Raw genomic sequence first — 16,349 nt, forward strand, 5'->3', positions numbered from 1 at the left:
ATTAAACTTCACTATCCTTATCTTGAATTCTAAGTAATCTATATCCGACACCTATATGTGTTTGAATATAATTTGTATCAATAGACTTTTTATTTAATTTTTTTCTTAATGTTGCCATAAAAACTCTTAATGATGGAATATCACTTTCACAAGTGCTAGACCAAATTTCTCTTAATATATAATTATGAGTAAGAACTTTTCCAACATTTTTAGAAAGCAAACACAATAACTTATATTCAATTGGAGTCAAGTGTACCTCTTCTTCATTTAAAAATACACATCTTGAAGTATAATCTATCCGCAAATCTCCGTTTATAAATTCTTGTATTTCTTGAGTGTTACTTCTATCATAATTCATTTTTCTTATAGCAACCCGTATTCTAGCAAGTAGCTCCTCTACACTAAATGGTTTAGTTAAATAGTCATCAGCCCCTAGATCTAATGCTTCAATTTTATCTCTATCTTCACTTCTTGCACTTACTACAATTATTGGACAGTTTGACCATTCTCTTACTTTTTTAATAATTTCTATACCATCCATATCTGGTAATCCCAAATCTAGTATTATAATATCTGGTCTTTTTGATATTGCTAAAATTATTCCTTGTGAGCCATTAACAGCTGTATAACACTCATATGAATTTATCTCCAAAGTAGCTGTTATAAAATTTCTTATAGCTTTTTCATCTTCAATAACTAAAATTGATGACTTCATCCTCATTCACCTCAAATCTCTGTAAACTAAAGCCAATTATAGTTCCTCTAGGCTTATTATTTTTAACATATATCTCTCCTTGATGTACATTTATAATTGACTTGCATAAAGCTAGTCCTAATCCTAATCCTCTTCTACTATCACTACTATTTTCCTTAGAAGTAAAGAACATGTCAAATATATGCTCCTTATCTTTCTTACTAATTCCTTTACCATTATCAGCTATTTCAATTATTACATTATCTCCTTTAGGAAAAGCACTTATTTTTATCTTTGATCCTTTTTCTGTGTACTTTATTGCATTATCTACAATATTTATAATCACCTGTATTATAAGTCTTACATCTGCATTAATCATTAACAATTCATCTTCTAAATCAACCTCTATGTCATAATCACATACATTTCTATTTACATGTTGTAAAGCCTCTGAAATAATTTCTTCTACTAATTGAGCTTCTTTATTTAAATTTATATTTCCATTATCTATTCTTGAAACTGAAAGTAAATTTTCAACTAAGTTTATTAACCAAACCGAATCATCATATATGTCTAATGTCAATTTCCTTTTAGTTTCTTCATCAAAATTATTGTTTAAAAGCGAACTTGCACTTCCGGATATGCTAGTTAAAGGCGTTCTTAAATCATGAGAAACAGCTCTTAATAAATTCGCTCTAAATTTTTCATTCTCAGCCTGCATTAATGCTCTTTTTTTGGCTTCTTCTAAAATATAATTATCAATTACAAAAGATATCTGATTTATCATTGCTATTAATAAAGATTTTTCTCCTTCTTCTAATTCTTCTCCTTCTTCTAAAATTACTCCTATTACTATACCTATATCCTCATGACTTAATATAGGAATATACATAGCTTTAGCTCCTGGTAATGTATCTGTACCCTTTCCTGCATATTTTTTATTATTAATAGACCAAATAACTACTCCATATTCATCTAAATTTATATATTTATCACTTAACTCGCTTCCATTTTTAAATTTATAATTATATATGCTTTCAATTTGTCCATTTTTCAATTTATAAATCACTACTGGTTTTTTTACTAATCTATTTATTTGTTCTTGAGACTTTAAAATAATCTCCTCCAAATCTGAACATCTTCCAAGTTCACTACTAGATTCTAATAAAATATTAGTTCTATAAGCTGTTATTGCTGATTTGTTAGCTTGTACTTTCACTTTATTTGTAAGTGTACTAGTTATTAAAGCTGATATAAGCATTATTAAAAATGTAACTATATAGCTTGTATCATATGCATCAAGAGTAAATTTAGGTTCTGTGAAGAAAAAATTAAATAGTAAAACACTAAATAAAGAAGATAAAACTCCATATATTCTTCCATAGGTTTCCTTTGCTATTATTAAGACACCTAAAATGAATACTATTATTATATTAGCTTCACTAAAACCTAAGTTTTCAAAGAATATACTTACAACAATTGCCATAATTAAAATTCCTAAAGTCTTAAAAGAATCTTTAGTTGTTATTTTTTCTTTATTTAAGACAATTTTATTTATATATTCTGTAGTTTCTTCTTCGTCAGGTATTATATAAACATCTAGTTCTGGTGCTAACTCTATTAATCTATCTACAATACCTAGTCTTGACCAAGGGTGTCTTTTTTTCTTAGTCCTTCCTATTATGACCTTTGAAACTGAACTTATTTTAGAAAACTCTGAAACTTGATATGCAACATCATCTCCATAAACTGTTTCTATTTTAGCACCTAAGTCTTTTGCTAATTTAACATGCTCTCTTAACCTTCCAATATTCCCCTCTTTCAATTCCTTTGATGAAGTTGTTTCAACAAATAAGGCTGTAAACTTTCCATGAAAAGCTTCTGCCATCCTTGCCGCTGTTCTAATTACCTTACTATTTGAAGGAGAAGAACTTAAACATACCAATATGTGCTCATTAGTATGATAAGCATTCTCACTTTTATTTATCATAACCTCTTTATTTACACTATTGGCAGTTTCTCTTAATGCTAACTCCCTTAAAGCAACCAAATTTTCTCTTATAAAAAAGTTTTTTAATGCTTTTTTAGCCTGCTTCTTAACATATATTTTCCCCTCATTTAATCTTTCCATTAGAACTGATGGGTCTACATCTATTAATTCAATTTGAAAAGCATTTTTAAATATTCTATCAGGTATTCTCTCTTTAACAACTATATTAGTTATAGATGCCACTACATCATTTAAACTCTCTATATGTTGGACATTAAGAGTTGTATAAACATCTATTCCAGCATCTAGCAATTCCTCTATATCGATATATCTCTTTTCATGCCTAAGACCTTTAACATTTGTATGAGCTAACTCGTCTACGATTATTAAATCAGGTTTTCTCTCTAAAGCCATATCTAAATTAAATTCCTTTAATATCATTTCTCTATATGATATTTCTAAATTAGGTAGCAATTCTAGTCCCTCTAAAAGTGCTATTGTCTCCGGCCTTGTATGTGGTTCAACATATCCAACAACAACATCTAACCCCATATCTTTTGCTGAATGAGCTGCTTCTAACATTGCATATGTTTTTCCAACTCCAGCAGCATATCCAAAAAAAATTTTAAGTTTTCCTTTTTTACTATCTCTTTCATTCTTATTTATCTCTTTCAATATTTTCTCTGGATTAGGACGAGTTTCCCTCATTTATAATCCCCCTATTCTTTTAATATTCCATCCAAAGCAAGATTAACTTGTAAAACATTGACTACCTTCTCTCCAAAGACGCCTAAAAATCTTCCTGTTGTATATTTATCTATAATGCTATTTACTTCCCCTACACTTAAATTCCTTGTTTCAGCAATTCTTTTTGATTGATATTTAGCTGCTGCCACGGAAATATGAGGATCTAATCCACTTCCTGAAGAAGTAACTAAATCTACTGGAATTGCTTCTTCTCTCATATCAGGATTTGATTTTTTAATCTTCTCTATTCTCTCTTCAACTAATTTTTCATACTCGTCACTTGCTGGACTTAAGTTTGATGGAGATGAATACATTAACGGATCTCCATTATCATCCTTAAATATTTCTACATTTATATTCATAATCCTTCCCCACAAATATTTATCATCTGTGAATTGTTGACCTAATAATTCACTTCCATATTTTTTCCCATCTATTTCTATAATGCTTCCATTAGCCTCTTCCTTAAAGAAAACCTGCGCTAATACTGTTGTTGAAACCGGATAAATTATTCCACATAATATTGTGAAAATTAAAAGAGCTAAAATAGACTTTTTAATAATCTTCATATTAATCCTCCTCTTTAAACTATACCTAACATTGTTATTAATATATCTATAACTTTTATAGCTATAAATGGAGCTATAATACCTCCTAGACCATATACAAACAAGTTCCTTGATAATAGATTATTAGCTGAAACTTCTCTATATTTAACACCCTTAAGCGCTAATGGAATTAAAGCGATTATGATAAAAGCATTATATATAACAGCAGATAGTATTGCACTTTCTGGACTACTTAATCCCATAATATTCAACTTTGAAAGCTCAGGAAATAGTCCTATAAAAAGTGGAGGAATTATAGCAAAATATTTTGCTATATCATTTGCTATACTAAAAGTTGTAAGTGCTCCTCTAGTCATAAGAAGTTGTTTTCCAATTCTTACTATATCTATTAATTTAGTTGGTGATGAATCTAAATCAACCATATTCCCAGCTTCTTTAGCTGCTTGTGTTCCTGTATTCATAGCTACCGCCACGTCTGCCTGTGCTAAGGCTGGTGCATCATTAGTTCCATCTCCAGTCATAGCTACTAAATGTCCCTTCTTTTGAAAGTCTCTTATCATATTTAACTTACCTTCTGGAGTAGCTTCTGCTAAAAAATCATCTACCCCAGCCTCTGCTGCAATTGCCGCCGCAGTAAGTGGATTATCTCCAGTTATCATTATTGTCTTTATTCCCATTTTTCTTAAATCAGAAAATTTTTCTTTAACCCCTCTTTTTACTATGTCTTTTAGATATATTATTCCTAGAATTTTATAATTTTTAGCCACTACTAAGGGTGTCCCCCCCTTTTTAGCAATCTCTTCAACCTTTTTTTCACATTCCTCAGAAAAAACTCCGCCATTTTCAGTTATATATTTTTTTATGGAATCTGCTGATCCTTTTCTTATTTCATCTCCATTAAAATCAACTCCACTCATTCTTGTTTTAGCAGTGAATTCAATAAAATTAGCATTTGAAGAACTTAAATTTCTTCCTCTAATTCCGAACTGTTCCTTTGCTAAGATAACTATACTTCTTCCTTCTGGAGTTTCATCTGCTAAAGATGATAACTGAGCAGCATCTGCAAGTTCTTCTATATCAACTCCATCTACAGGTAAAAACTCACTAGCTTGTCTATTTCCTAAAGTAATTGTACCAGTCTTATCTAGCATTAAAATATCAACATCCCCTGCAGCTTCGATAGCTCTTCCACTCATAGCTAGTACATTAGCTTGATTTAATCTACTCATTCCAGCTATTCCAATAGCAGAAAGTAAAGCTCCTATTGTCGTAGGTGCAAGGCAAACTAGTAAAGCTAGTAATGAAGTTACTGAAGTACTATTTATAACTCCACTCTGATTTGAAGCAAATTCCGAATAAGCATATAATGATACTGTAACAACTAAAAATATTATTGTAAGAGAAACTAATAATATTTGAAGTGCTATTTCATTTGGAGTTTTCTTTCTAGATGCTCCCTCTACCATAGCTATCATTTTGTCCATAAAACTTTCTCCAGGATTATTACTTACCTTAATCACTATATAGTCTGATATAACTTGAGTTCCACCAGTTACAGCACTCCTATCTCCACCACTTTCTCTTATAACAGGGGCTGATTCGCCTGTTATTGCACTCTCATCCACTGATGCTGCTCCATAAATTACATCTCCGTCAGCTGGTATTTGCTCTCCAGCTTTTACTATTATTAAGTCTCCTTTTCTTAACTCAGTTGAATTAACCTTACTAACTCTTTCCTTTGTTTCTATAGAATCTATTCTATTAGCTGAAATATCTTTTTTAGCAGAACGTAAAGCATCAGCTTGTGCCTTTCCTCTACCTTCTGCAATAGCTTCAGCAAAATTAGCAAATAAAACAGTAAACCAAAGTAAAATCGAAATTCCTAATATAAAAGATGGCGAGTTATCTTTTATTCCGAATAATGAAAATATATATAAACCGGTTGTTAATATAGAAGCTATATATACTATAAACATTACTGGATTTTGTAATTGAATCTTTGGATTTAATTTTATAAAAGAATCTTTTATAGCTCTTTTAATCATTTTTCTATTAAATAAAGAATTTTCTTTCTCCTTCATATTTTTCTCCTCCTTAAGCAATCATTTGCAAAAACTCAGCTATTGGGCCTAAAGCAAGCGCTGGGAAAAAGCTTAAAGCACCTACTAATAGAACTACAAAAATTAATAAACCTATAAATAATAAATTATGAGTTGGTAATGTTCCGATACTAGTTGCAACTTTTTTCTTTTTAACTAAAGAACCTGCAATAGCAAGTGTAGCAATCATAGGAACAAACCTAACAAATAGCATTATTAATCCTATAGTTACATTTATAAATACCGTGTTAGCACTTAGTCCAGCAAAGGCTGATCCATTATTTCCTCCTGCAGAAGAATAGGCATATAAAATTTCTGAAAAGCCATGTGTACCTGAATTAGTTAAGCTATTTATTACTTCTGGATTAATAGCTGCTAATGCACTTCCTATAAGAATAGCAATAGGAGTTGCTAAACATATAAGCATAGCCATCTTCATCTCATAAGGTTCTATTTTTTTACCTAAATATTCTGGTGTCCTTCCAACCATAAGCCCTGCTATAAATACAGTTATTATTGCAAATGCTATCATTCCGTAAAGTCCACATCCAACACCACCAAACACAACTTCTCCAAGTTGCATTAAAAGCATTGTAATCATTCCTCCTATTGGAGTAAAACTATCATGCATAGAATTTACAGAACCATTAGATGCCGCTGTAGTAAACGCTGCCCACGTACTAGAGCCAACTACTCCAAACCTACTTTCTTTACCTTCCATATTCCCCCCACCTTGATCTATATAGCCTAGATTTACGGCTCCATCCTGAGCTAATTGTGGTGTTCCACTAGCTTCACTTATTCCAATTATGCATAGTGCAACAACAAGTAAGGTAAACATAGCTATAAATATGGCTTTTCCTTGTCTTTTATCCTTTACATTTCTACCAAAAGTAAAGCAAAGAGACGCAGGTATTAAAAGTATAGATAACATTTCTAATAAATTTGAAAAGGCTGTTGGATTTTCTAAAGGATGTGCTGAGTTTACTCCAAAGAATCCCCCACCATTAGTTCCTAACTGTTTTATAGCTACCTGACTGGCTGCTGGTCCTTGAGGAACTATTTGACTAGTAACTATACTCCCATCATCTAAAACAATTTCTTCTAAAAGAGCTACCTCTTCATAAGATTTAAAATTTTGTACTGTTCCCTGTGAAACTAATAATATTGAAAGAACTATTGAAAAAGGAACTAATAAATAAAGAACACTCTTCGTTAAATCTCTCCAAAAATTCCCTAATTCATTTTTATTTACTCTTGTAAATCCTCTTATTAAAGCAAATAAAACAGCAATTCCAGTTCCTGCTGATAAAAAGTTTTGAACTGTCAAGCCAAGCATCTGAGTTAAATAACTTAATTGACTTTCACCAGAATAAGCCTGCCAATTTGTATTTGTAATAAAACTAGCTGTTGTATTAAAACTTAAATCCCATGAAGTTCCTTCTATTCCTTCAGGATTTAATGGCAATACTCCTTGGAACAAATTCAAAATAAACAAGAATATAAAGCCTATAGCACTGAATGCTAAAACTGACATTGAATATTTCTTCCAGTCCATCTCCTCTTCATTAATTCCTAGTACCTTATATATAAAGTTTTCACAAGGTAATATTAATTTTGATAAAAATACCTTTTCTCCATTCATGACTTTTCCAATATATTTTCCTAATGGAATCGCTAATAAAACTAAGATTATTAAGTATAACGAATATTGTAAAATTGCATTACTCATTTCTATCCCCCCTAAGCAATATATACCAAAGATAAATAAATAATATTAAGGATGCTAATCCCATAATGATTAAAATGAATTTCATCTTTCTTTCCCCCTTTCCTTAATTTATTATATTTAAAAACATATTAAGATGGCGTTAGAGTTTTATTTGTTAGTATTAAGATTGTATAAAGATTAATTTTTATAAGATTTTATTGAAAATAAAAAAGAGCCTTTAAGAATTTAATTTAAAGACTCTTAATATTTACTTTCTTTTATGTCTATGCTTTTTCAAGATCCTCATTTTAATTACAGAATAAAATTCACTACATAGTATAGAAAGTTTATAGAATTAATATATTACTTTTTATGTTCTTATTAATATATGAGCCTATGAACTACATGCACTTTATTAATAAGTATTTATTGACATTCGATAAGAAAATGTTTATAATTTCTTCATAATATAAAATTGAAATGGGGTACTAAAATTGAAAAGTAATATTACTTCAAAAATATTAGACTATGTAGTAGCACTGGGAATTATTTTAACTATATTAGTTCTTATAGGAACACCTTTATTGTTAACTGCACTTTTTAAGAGCCATTTTTCTATGGTAGACTCTCCTTTAATATGGACTGTGACTATATGTATTTATATTTGTGCTATTCCTTATATATTAGCTTTATTTAAAGTAAAAACAATATGTCATTTGATAAAGAAAGAAAATCCTTTTTCATTTAAGATAGTTAAATCACTACAAATTATTTGTATTTGCTCTTTTTCTGAAATAATAACATTTTCTTTAACTTCTATTTATTTAAAATATTCAATAGATTTCTTTGAAAAAACTATAATAGCACCTCCTATATTAATAATATCTTTTATATGTGTTACCATAGGTTTATTATGTATGGTTCTTGCTAGATTATTTGAAAGATTTATTGAGATTAAAGAAGAAAATGATAAAACGATTTAGGAGGATTAAAACATGCCAATTCTTGTGAATTTAGATGTAATGATGGCTAAAAGAAAAATCAGTTCTACAGAACTATCAGAAAAGATGGGAATAACAATGGCTAATCTTTCTATTTTAAAAAATAATAAGGCTAAAGCTGTTAGATTTTCAACCTTAAATTCTTTATGTGAAATATTAAAATGTCAACCAGGAGATATTTTAGAATATGTAGAAGAGGATGATGAAAGATTAAGATAGGTAGATAATAAATTATTATCCACCTATCTTAATCTTATTTTATTATTATTCCTAAGAATCTACTTAATTCCAAAGCTTGGTACGCTGTAACTACTCCACCTTTTAAGTCTTCCATATTTATATCTATATCATTTATATTGCAACTTCTAAAATCAATATCTTTAATATTTGTTCCTCTAAATATTGCTTCTTTAAAATCTATATTTTCTAGATTTACCTTCTTTAGTTTAGCTTCTTGAAATACAGCTCCTGTTAAATCACATTCCTTGAATTCTACCTCTTTTAAAGTACTAAAAGAAAAGTTAGAATATCTTCCTAAACAATCTTTAAAAGAAATGTTGTTTAAAGATGATTCATCAAATCTACTCCCTATTATTTTACATCCTTTAAACTCAACTCTATAAAGTCCCCCCTCAAAAAACTCACAGTTAGACAAATCACATCTTTCAAATCTTACATCTGTCATATCTATTCTTGTAAAGCTACAATTTATGAACATAACATTTCTAAATATACATGAATCGAACTTTACTGAAGTTTGTTCTATATTCTCTATTATTGCATTTTCTATTATAACTTCTTCTAATTTTTCTTCACTTAAAATTTCTCTAGTTATATCTTCTATTTTATTTAATTCTAAAGGAATCTTAGGTAATTGCATTTTAAAAACTTTCATACTTATGTCTCCTAAAATAAAATTTCTATATAATTTGTTCATCTATATTAAGTATTACACATACAACTTAAATTTAGAAGTTTATAAATATCTTTCTAATTAGCTTTATTCTTTAATAAATCCTTATATCTATGATTTTCTTTAAGAAAATCATATTTAGAGTCATTTAAAATTATATCTATTCCTTGTTCAATGTAACCTTTTGATAAATTCTTTTATTTTAAATCCAATAGATTAAAGTATTTATTCTCACTTAATAAGTTTTTATTACTTAATTCCTTATATAACTATTGATAATTAGTTAATAAAATAAAAAAGAAGTAATATGAACCATATTACTTCTTTTTTTTATCTAGTTTCTTTTCCTAAAATATTACTTAAAATCAAGTAATGCTCTTCTATTTCCTTTGGTATATCAATATGTTCTATATAATTTGCTCCTTTAGGTCCATATCCATTTTCATCATCTCTAAGTCTTGGTATTTCTCCAAGAATAAGTTCTTCATACCTATCTAAACTCCATATTCCATCAACTTCACTATTATCAAACTCCAAATTTTCATTTAATATTGGTATAAATGGAGCATAATTTAAGACTTTAACGTTATCTTTATTTTTTAAAACTTTTAAAAATCCTAAATATGTTCTAAGTTGCATTGTAGGATCTTGTATAAGTAATAATGAATCATAGTTAATATCTAATCTATCTAAAATTTCTATGGCTTTTATTGCATTATCACCACAATTAGTTGATTTATTCTCTATAATTATATCTTCCTTTGGCACGTTAAAATATTTTAATATTATTTCATATATAATATCTGCTTCAGCTTTATCATAAGTTTTTATATCACTATAATTTTTATGTTTTCTAACTGTTTCCCTAAGAAGATCAGTTGAATGGCCAATTCCTCCGCATATTAAAATTTTATTACAAAGCCTATTTTCATAAGCTTCTATAGCAACCTTAATATTATAAGTTATAGCACTTCCTAATAATATTAAAACATCTACTTTTTCAATGCCAAAATTCTTCTTTAAAGACTCCTTAGTAAGTTGACTAAAATCTCTTTTAGCTAAAAATTGTCCTATACTATTTAAAGAATTTATTTTATTTTTATCCATATCTTCTCCTAAATTTCTATTCATAAAAAATCCTGTAATAATAAAATTTACTTAATACACAATTTTTAAAGTTAATAGTTAATCTTAATCTTTTTTATAATTAGTAAACTTAAGCTCTTCAAAATTCATTTTGTGATTTTTTAAATTCTCTTCTGAAATAAGCTTATAATTATTTGTCATATCTCCATTAAATAAATATAATATTACATCTCTAAGCCTTGCATTCCATGCTCCTTCATTATGCGGTGCATCTAAGTCTTCATAAAGAACAAATTCATCCTTATATTTATACCCATTATCTAAAAGCATTTTACTTACACTTTTAACAGGCTCTGTTATAAGTCTTCCTTCTCCTGTTCCATAATCCATCCATAGTTTTAAATCATGATGTCCATAATTTTTAATCTTTTCAAACCCATTTTCATATGCCATCCAAAAGGCCGGAGAAAGCACTCCTAACTTTGAAAAGACTTCTGGGTTTCTCATACCTATATTAAAAGTAACCATTCCACCCATAGAAGATCCTATGAGAGCATTAAATTCTCTTTCTGGCTTTGTCCTAAAATTCTTATCTATGTATGGTTTAAGCTCTTTTATTAAGAAATCCTCGTAAAGTTCACCTTTTCCTTCTACTAAATAAATTTCTTCTCCTTTATTTATAAAGTTAAAATGAGCTAATTCTCTAATCCTATCAAAATTATTTGAAATTCCTACAATTATACATTCCTCTAATAAATTATCATCAATAAGATTTTCTATAACCTTATCTACATGCCATGATTTACCTGATAAAGACCATTCCTCAAAAAAACACTCCATACCATCATGAAAATATATAACATTATATCTTTTTTCATTTTTATCATAATCTTCTGGAAGATATACTAATATATCTCTATAATTCTTTAATTTACTTGCATACATATGTTTTATAACCTTTAATCTCATAACAAATTTCCTCCTATACAAATTATTTTATACAAATATGGTCTCAATTTACAATATATTTTTCTTAAAATTTTACATACTATTAATATAAAAGTTTAAGGAGTTGATTTCATGAAAAGTATAAATAAAAAAGTATATACAAAAGAAAAGTATTTAGCTAATGGTAATAAAACTCAAAACCAATGGTCTAAGAATCATCTTAACACAACTATAGAAGAGCCTGCACTTAATGAAAGTGGAATAGAAGCAAAGAAAAGAGGCTTCTAAGCAGTTAATAACCACTTAATTAAAAGGCTCTGTTTTAAGTAAATGTTGATTTTAGCTAGTCAAAAATTAAAGGTCATAATTTATGAAAGTTTAGTATCTAATAGTTTCATAAGTTATGACCTTTAGTATATTCATATAAACTTATTAGTTTCTTATAATTATTAATCGAATTTAGTCTTAAAGTTAGGATTATTATAAGATTCAAAGCAAAACATTTTTTTACTTTATGTAATTCCAGATTTGCACTTTCACTAATTATTTCAGAGGCTATATTTTTAAGTTGCTTAAATCTTTCTATATCATATACATCCTTTGAAGAAGCTAAACCTGCCTGTGCAATGGAATCTATTTCTGTAGCCCACCTTAACCATTTTTCCATATTATAACCTCACATTTTAATTAAAAATCTTTTTATTAATTATAGTATATTTTTATTAGATTAAAGATTACATTTTACATATAATGCCCACTTTTACATGTTTTTTACCCAGTTATGCACAAACTATTCCATATAATTTAAAATCTTGTTAGAATACATTTGTAATATCTCTTAAATGAAGTTTGTAATATTTATTTTAATAAGTAAGGAGTTGATTTATTTTGAAAAACACGCAAAAAGCTTTAATAGCCGTAATCGCAGTTATATTAACAACTCTTTTTTCTCCCTTAATACTTGAAAATATATTTTTAAATAACATAGCTTTATATCTAGAACAAAGAGTATTTTGCTTTACATCTATGGAAGCTCTTTCAAGTGTTATAAATTCAATCCTTGCTTTATTAGGAATATTATTAATTGCATATTCTGTACTTATAAATAAAAACAAATAATATTACTCAGTAATTTAAGTATATTACTTTAAATTTGGTAAGAAACCTTACATAAAATTACCACCATAACTATCATCCTAGGAATAGAACTGTCCACTCTATTCCTAGGATTTTTTGTTAAACTTTCTCTTTCTATTTTAGCTTTATAATAAAGTAATATTATGATAATATTTTTAATATAAAACTAATGATAATTATTTTGAAGGAGAATATATGACAAAAGAAACACATTCAACAGGTGGTATATGCATTTCTCTTATAATGCTCAACTCACTTATAACTCTATTTTTAATACCCTATGATATAGCTTATAAGATTTTATTAATAGCTTTATTTTTTCATTTTTCTTATATAGGATCTTTATTTCCAGACATAGATCACAGAAAATCTTCAATCAGTCAAATGTATCCATTTCTTTCTAAATATCTAGGAAGCAGATGTAGACATAGAGGTTTTACCCATAGCCTCTTATGTTTATCGATAATAATATTAATTCTTTATACAATTGTACATGTTAGTAACTTTAACATAATATTTTTAGTAATTTCTATGGGATTTATTTGCGGTTATGTATCTCATCTGATTTTAGACTTTTTTACCTCAGAAGGAATTGAGTTATTCTTTCCTTGGAAAGCTAACTTAAAAATAGCAAAAATCAAAACTGGATCAAAACTTGAAAAAATGATTAACAAATTACTTAAAATCGTTAATATTTTTCTTATCGGCTATAACATATACTTAATTTCATATAATATTTTAGGAATTAATTTATTAAGAACTATTGTTAACTAATAAAAAAACACTCTATATTATTTTTATATTGAGTGTTTTTAATTTTTTATATTTAATATTTGGAACAACATAATAATAATTTCATAAACTAATATTGTGAAATTGCTTTTTCAATATTATGTAAGGAGTTTTAGTTATGGTAAGAAGAAATTATAATCCAAATGAATATAATAATTATTATAATAATGACGAATCTGATTATTACGATAGATATAATAACAATTACCAAGATAGCTGTTATGATGATAACGGTTATAATGATAAATGTTGCGATGATAAATGTCGTGATGATAAATGTCATGATGATAAATGTTCTTTCGAAATAAAGTGTGGTTGTTGTAAACCTGGTCCAAGAGGCCCTATGGGCCCTAAAGGTGATAGAGGTTGTACTGGCCCTATGGGTCCTATAGGGCCTCAAGGTCCTCAAGGTCTTACTGGTCCTCAAGGCCCTCAAGGTCTTACTGGTTCTACTGGTCCTCAAGGCGACCCTGGCCCTACTGGACCTCAAGGTGATCCTGGCCCTGCTGGCCTTCAAGGTCCTCAAGGTGATCAAGGTCCTGTTGGTCCTCAAGGTACTCAAGGTCCTGATGGTGACATCGGTCCTACTGGTCCTCAAGGCCCTCCTGGTGTTCAAGGTCCTGCTGGTCCTACTGGTCCTCAGGGTATTCAAGGTTTTGTTGGTCCTATTGGCCCTATTGGCCCTCAAGGTCCTCAAGGTCCTACTGGTCCTACTGGTCCTCAAGGTCCTCAAGGTCTTACTGGCCCTGCTGGCCCTACTGGTCCTCAAGGTCCTGCTGGTTCTCAAGGTCCTATTGGCCTTCAAGGACTTCAAGGTGAACCTGGAAGAAACTTTAATGATACACTATTAGTTAGTTATTCAGCTACAGCAAGTCAAAATATTAATGCCAATGGTATTTTCACTTATAATGTTCAAAATCCTAATGGCTCAACATTCACAGCAATAACAGCTAATATAACAAATGGAACATTTACAATAAATGAGGCTGGAAGATACCTATTTATGTGGTCATTTAATTTAGACAATATAAATCCTTCTACTGCTAGTGCATTGGTTTCTTTATTTAAAGGTAATTCTAGAGTATTTTTATCTGGAACTCCTAGGGTTGAACCTGGGCAAATAGGAGTTGTTAATGGAAGTATTGCTGTAAATGCTAATGCTGGTGATGTATTTACATTAGTCAATAATTCTACAAGAAATGTTTTAGGCCAAATAGTATCAGTACCAATTGCTGTAACTCCAGCCATTTTAGGAGAATCTACTGGTATAAACACTGGAATAGGTTCATGGGTTCAAATAGTTAGAGTTGCTGATTAATAAAAAAATAAAAGACCATACACTAGTATGGTCTTTTATTTTTATCTTATAGCTGTTATAACATCTGTCTTAGCAGCCTTTCTAGCTGGAAGTATTCCAGCAACAAACCCAATTATTAAACAAAAAGCAAGAATACCTAAAATTAATGAAACACTTGGAACTGCTATTTTTTCTATAGCTTGTCCCATCATATTTTGTGTTATTGATCTTGCTGCCGAATTTATACCCCATGTTGCTAAGCCACCTAATATTATGGAGATAAATCCTCCAGTAATTGATATTGCACAAGCTTCTCCGACAAAGATTTTTATAACATCTTTTATGCTTCCACCAATTACTTTAATCACTCCAATTTCTCTATTTCTTTCATATATAGCCATATCCATAGTATTGGTTATACCTAAAGCAGCTACTAAAAGAGAGATTCCTGCTAATGATCCAAGTATTATACTTACACCTAATAGCATGGATCTTGTTTGTTTTTCAAATTCCTTAAAGGAATTTGTTTGATATCCCATGTCTCTTAATATACCTTCATAAGACTCTAACATTTCTTTATCATCAACTCTAACATCTATTCTTTCATAGGTTGTAAGCTGTTCTTTCAAATATTGCTCATCCACAAATGGAGCACTTTTTATCATATCGTCAACAAGTTTACGTGAACCCTGAATTTCATAGTTGCTCTGGCCATTTCCACTTGTTAAAACCCCAACAATATTACAAGTTACTTGCTTGCTCTTTATTGGATTTCCATTTTCATCTACTCCAAAATCTTCTCCACCTAATTTTACTCTTTTTCCAATAAGCTGTTGAAATTCAGAATCGTCTTTAACCTTTTCTTCCCAAGTATACCCTAATAGTTCCTTTGCTACATCATATCCAAGTAATAATTCCTTGCTTCGTGGTCTAGGAGTCTTTCCTACTAAAATAGAACTTTCTGGAATCAAATTTGCCTTATCATTAGCTAATACCCTTGAATATGTTTGTACTTTCCCATACTTTATTTGAGTATGAGCATACCTTTTAGGCATTACCTCAGAAAAATATCCTAAATTATTTAATTCTTCAACATTTTTATCTGTTAATTTACTTTTAGAACTCTCCTCATCTTTACCATCTGTTTCTCCACCCCAATTAGGATATATATTTATTACAGATGTATCCATTAAACTTTCCATTTCATAAGTTAAGTATCGTTCAAAGCCGTTTGTTATAGAACTTATTATAAAAATTGCAAGACAGCCAATTATTACACCCATCATTGTAAAAATTGTTCTTGTCTTCCTTTTCCACATATTTCTCCATATTATGGATAATAAATCAGTAAATCTCATAAGCAAT

Annotated in this window: 16 protein-coding genes; 6 read left to right on the top strand and 10 right to left on the bottom strand. The window is 29.1% G+C overall.

Annotation, left to right across the window (positions count from 1 at the left end):
* Window position 1 precedes the first annotated feature (1 nt).
* The 5 genes from OIF33_RS06915 to kdpA are packed head-to-tail and all read right to left on the bottom strand — an operon-like array spanning window position 2 to window position 7,831.
* A complete protein-coding gene (locus OIF33_RS06915; RefSeq protein WP_322503494.1) occupies window positions 2-715 on the bottom strand; it encodes a response regulator transcription factor in 714 nt (237 codons plus the stop codon).
* Entirely contained in the window at window positions 690-3,392 is a 2,703-nt protein-coding gene (locus tag OIF33_RS06920; RefSeq protein ID WP_322503495.1) for a sensor histidine kinase KdpD, read from the bottom strand. The genes OIF33_RS06915 and OIF33_RS06920 overlap by 26 nt, the downstream gene beginning before the upstream one ends.
* 11 nt (window positions 3,393-3,403) lie before the next feature.
* On the bottom strand, window positions 3,404-4,000 hold the full coding sequence (kdpC, locus tag OIF33_RS06925) for a potassium-transporting ATPase subunit KdpC (protein ID WP_322503496.1): 597 nt from the start codon (window positions 3,998-4,000) through the stop codon (window positions 3,404-3,406).
* Between the two features lie 14 nt (window positions 4,001-4,014).
* On the bottom strand, window positions 4,015-6,081 hold the full coding sequence (kdpB, locus tag OIF33_RS06930; RefSeq protein WP_322503497.1) for a potassium-transporting ATPase subunit KdpB: 2,067 nt from the start codon (window positions 6,079-6,081) through the stop codon (window positions 4,015-4,017).
* A 13-nt stretch (window positions 6,082-6,094) separates the two neighbouring features.
* Entirely contained in the window at window positions 6,095-7,831 is a 1,737-nt protein-coding gene (kdpA, locus tag OIF33_RS06935; protein WP_322503498.1) for a potassium-transporting ATPase subunit KdpA, read from the bottom strand.
* 473 nt (window positions 7,832-8,304) lie between these two features.
* On the opposite strand from kdpA, the gene OIF33_RS06940 reads away from it, so the two are divergent.
* Both OIF33_RS06940 and OIF33_RS06945 read left to right on the top strand, forming a co-directional pair.
* Complete coding sequence (locus OIF33_RS06940; RefSeq protein WP_322503499.1) at window positions 8,305-8,793, top strand: DUF2975 domain-containing protein; 489 nt, start codon at window positions 8,305-8,307, stop codon at window positions 8,791-8,793.
* 12 nt (window positions 8,794-8,805) lie between these two features.
* A complete protein-coding gene (locus tag OIF33_RS06945) occupies window positions 8,806-9,030 on the top strand; it encodes a helix-turn-helix transcriptional regulator (protein ID WP_322503500.1) in 225 nt (74 codons plus the stop codon).
* Between the two features lie 34 nt (window positions 9,031-9,064).
* Here the strand turns inward: OIF33_RS06945 and OIF33_RS06950 are convergent, their stop codons facing one another.
* From OIF33_RS06950 to OIF33_RS06960, 3 genes are all read right to left on the bottom strand, one after another.
* Entirely contained in the window at window positions 9,065-9,706 is a 642-nt protein-coding gene (locus OIF33_RS06950) for a pentapeptide repeat-containing protein (RefSeq protein ID WP_322503501.1), read from the bottom strand.
* Window positions 9,707-10,054: 348 nt separating this feature from the next.
* Entirely contained in the window at window positions 10,055-10,855 is an 801-nt protein-coding gene (locus tag OIF33_RS06955) for a YdcF family protein (protein ID WP_322503502.1), read from the bottom strand.
* A gap of 60 nt (window positions 10,856-10,915) precedes the next feature.
* Window positions 10,916-11,779 (bottom strand): alpha/beta hydrolase, encoded by an 864-nt coding sequence (locus tag OIF33_RS06960; protein ID WP_322503503.1) that lies wholly within the window; start codon window positions 11,777-11,779, stop codon window positions 10,916-10,918.
* 111 nt (window positions 11,780-11,890) lie between these two features.
* On the opposite strand from OIF33_RS06960, the gene OIF33_RS06965 reads away from it, so the two are divergent.
* Window positions 11,891-12,046, top strand: a complete 156-nt coding sequence (locus OIF33_RS06965; RefSeq protein WP_322503504.1) for a hypothetical protein — start codon at window positions 11,891-11,893, stop codon at window positions 12,044-12,046.
* 106 nt (window positions 12,047-12,152) lie between these two features.
* Here OIF33_RS06965 and OIF33_RS06970 read toward each other — a convergent pair whose 3' ends face one another.
* Complete coding sequence (locus OIF33_RS06970; RefSeq protein ID WP_322503505.1) at window positions 12,153-12,425, bottom strand: NUDIX hydrolase N-terminal domain-containing protein; 273 nt, start codon at window positions 12,423-12,425, stop codon at window positions 12,153-12,155.
* 221 nt (window positions 12,426-12,646) lie between these two features.
* Here OIF33_RS06970 and OIF33_RS06975 point away from each other — a divergent pair, with 221 nt between their 5' ends.
* From OIF33_RS06975 to OIF33_RS06985, 3 genes are all read left to right on the top strand, one after another.
* Complete coding sequence (locus OIF33_RS06975) at window positions 12,647-12,877, top strand: hypothetical protein (protein WP_322503506.1); 231 nt, start codon at window positions 12,647-12,649, stop codon at window positions 12,875-12,877.
* Window positions 12,878-13,090: 213 nt separating this feature from the next.
* Window positions 13,091-13,669: a metal-dependent hydrolase gene (locus OIF33_RS06980; protein ID WP_322503507.1), complete on the top strand. Its 579-nt coding sequence runs from the start codon at window positions 13,091-13,093 to the stop codon at window positions 13,667-13,669.
* Between the two features lie 136 nt (window positions 13,670-13,805).
* Entirely contained in the window at window positions 13,806-15,005 is a 1,200-nt protein-coding gene (locus OIF33_RS06985) for a collagen-like protein (protein WP_322503508.1), read from the top strand.
* 41 nt (window positions 15,006-15,046) lie between these two features.
* Here the strand turns inward: OIF33_RS06985 and OIF33_RS06990 are convergent, their stop codons facing one another.
* On the bottom strand, window positions 15,047-16,342 hold the full coding sequence (locus OIF33_RS06990; RefSeq protein ID WP_322503509.1) for an ABC transporter permease: 1,296 nt from the start codon (window positions 16,340-16,342) through the stop codon (window positions 15,047-15,049).
* Between the last annotated feature and the right edge of the window lie 7 nt (window positions 16,343-16,349).

Origin of the sequence: Clostridium sp. LIBA-8841 (assembly GCF_034439435.1) — a bacterium.
Classification (GTDB): Bacteria; Bacillota; Clostridia; order Clostridiales; family Clostridiaceae; genus Sarcina.

Coding starts and splice junctions, on each gene's coding strand:
- OIF33_RS06915 (WP_322503494.1), bottom strand. CDS start 715: ATGAAGTCATCAATTTTAGTTATTGAAGATGAAAAAGCTATAAGAAAT.
- OIF33_RS06920 (WP_322503495.1), bottom strand. CDS start 3,392: ATGAGGGAAACTCGTCCTAATCCAGAGAAAATATTGAAAGAGATAAAT.
- kdpC (WP_322503496.1), bottom strand. CDS start 4,000: ATGAAGATTATTAAAAAGTCTATTTTAGCTCTTTTAATTTTCACAATA.
- kdpB (WP_322503497.1), bottom strand. CDS start 6,081: ATGAAGGAGAAAGAAAATTCTTTATTTAATAGAAAAATGATTAAAAGA.
- kdpA (WP_322503498.1), bottom strand. CDS start 7,831: ATGAGTAATGCAATTTTACAATATTCGTTATACTTAATAATCTTAGTT.
- OIF33_RS06945 (WP_322503500.1), top strand. CDS start 8,806: ATGCCAATTCTTGTGAATTTAGATGTAATGATGGCTAAAAGAAAAATC.
- OIF33_RS06950 (WP_322503501.1), bottom strand. CDS start 9,706: ATGAAAGTTTTTAAAATGCAATTACCTAAGATTCCTTTAGAATTAAAT.
- OIF33_RS06955 (WP_322503502.1), bottom strand. CDS start 10,855: ATGAATAGAAATTTAGGAGAAGATATGGATAAAAATAAAATAAATTCT.
- OIF33_RS06960 (WP_322503503.1), bottom strand. CDS start 11,779: ATGAGATTAAAGGTTATAAAACATATGTATGCAAGTAAATTAAAGAAT.
- OIF33_RS06965 (WP_322503504.1), top strand. CDS start 11,891: ATGAAAAGTATAAATAAAAAAGTATATACAAAAGAAAAGTATTTAGCT.
- OIF33_RS06970 (WP_322503505.1), bottom strand. CDS start 12,425: ATGGAAAAATGGTTAAGGTGGGCTACAGAAATAGATTCCATTGCACAG.
- OIF33_RS06980 (WP_322503507.1), top strand. CDS start 13,091: ATGACAAAAGAAACACATTCAACAGGTGGTATATGCATTTCTCTTATA.
- OIF33_RS06985 (WP_322503508.1), top strand. CDS start 13,806: ATGGTAAGAAGAAATTATAATCCAAATGAATATAATAATTATTATAAT.
- OIF33_RS06990 (WP_322503509.1), bottom strand. CDS start 16,342: ATGAGATTTACTGATTTATTATCCATAATATGGAGAAATATGTGGAAA.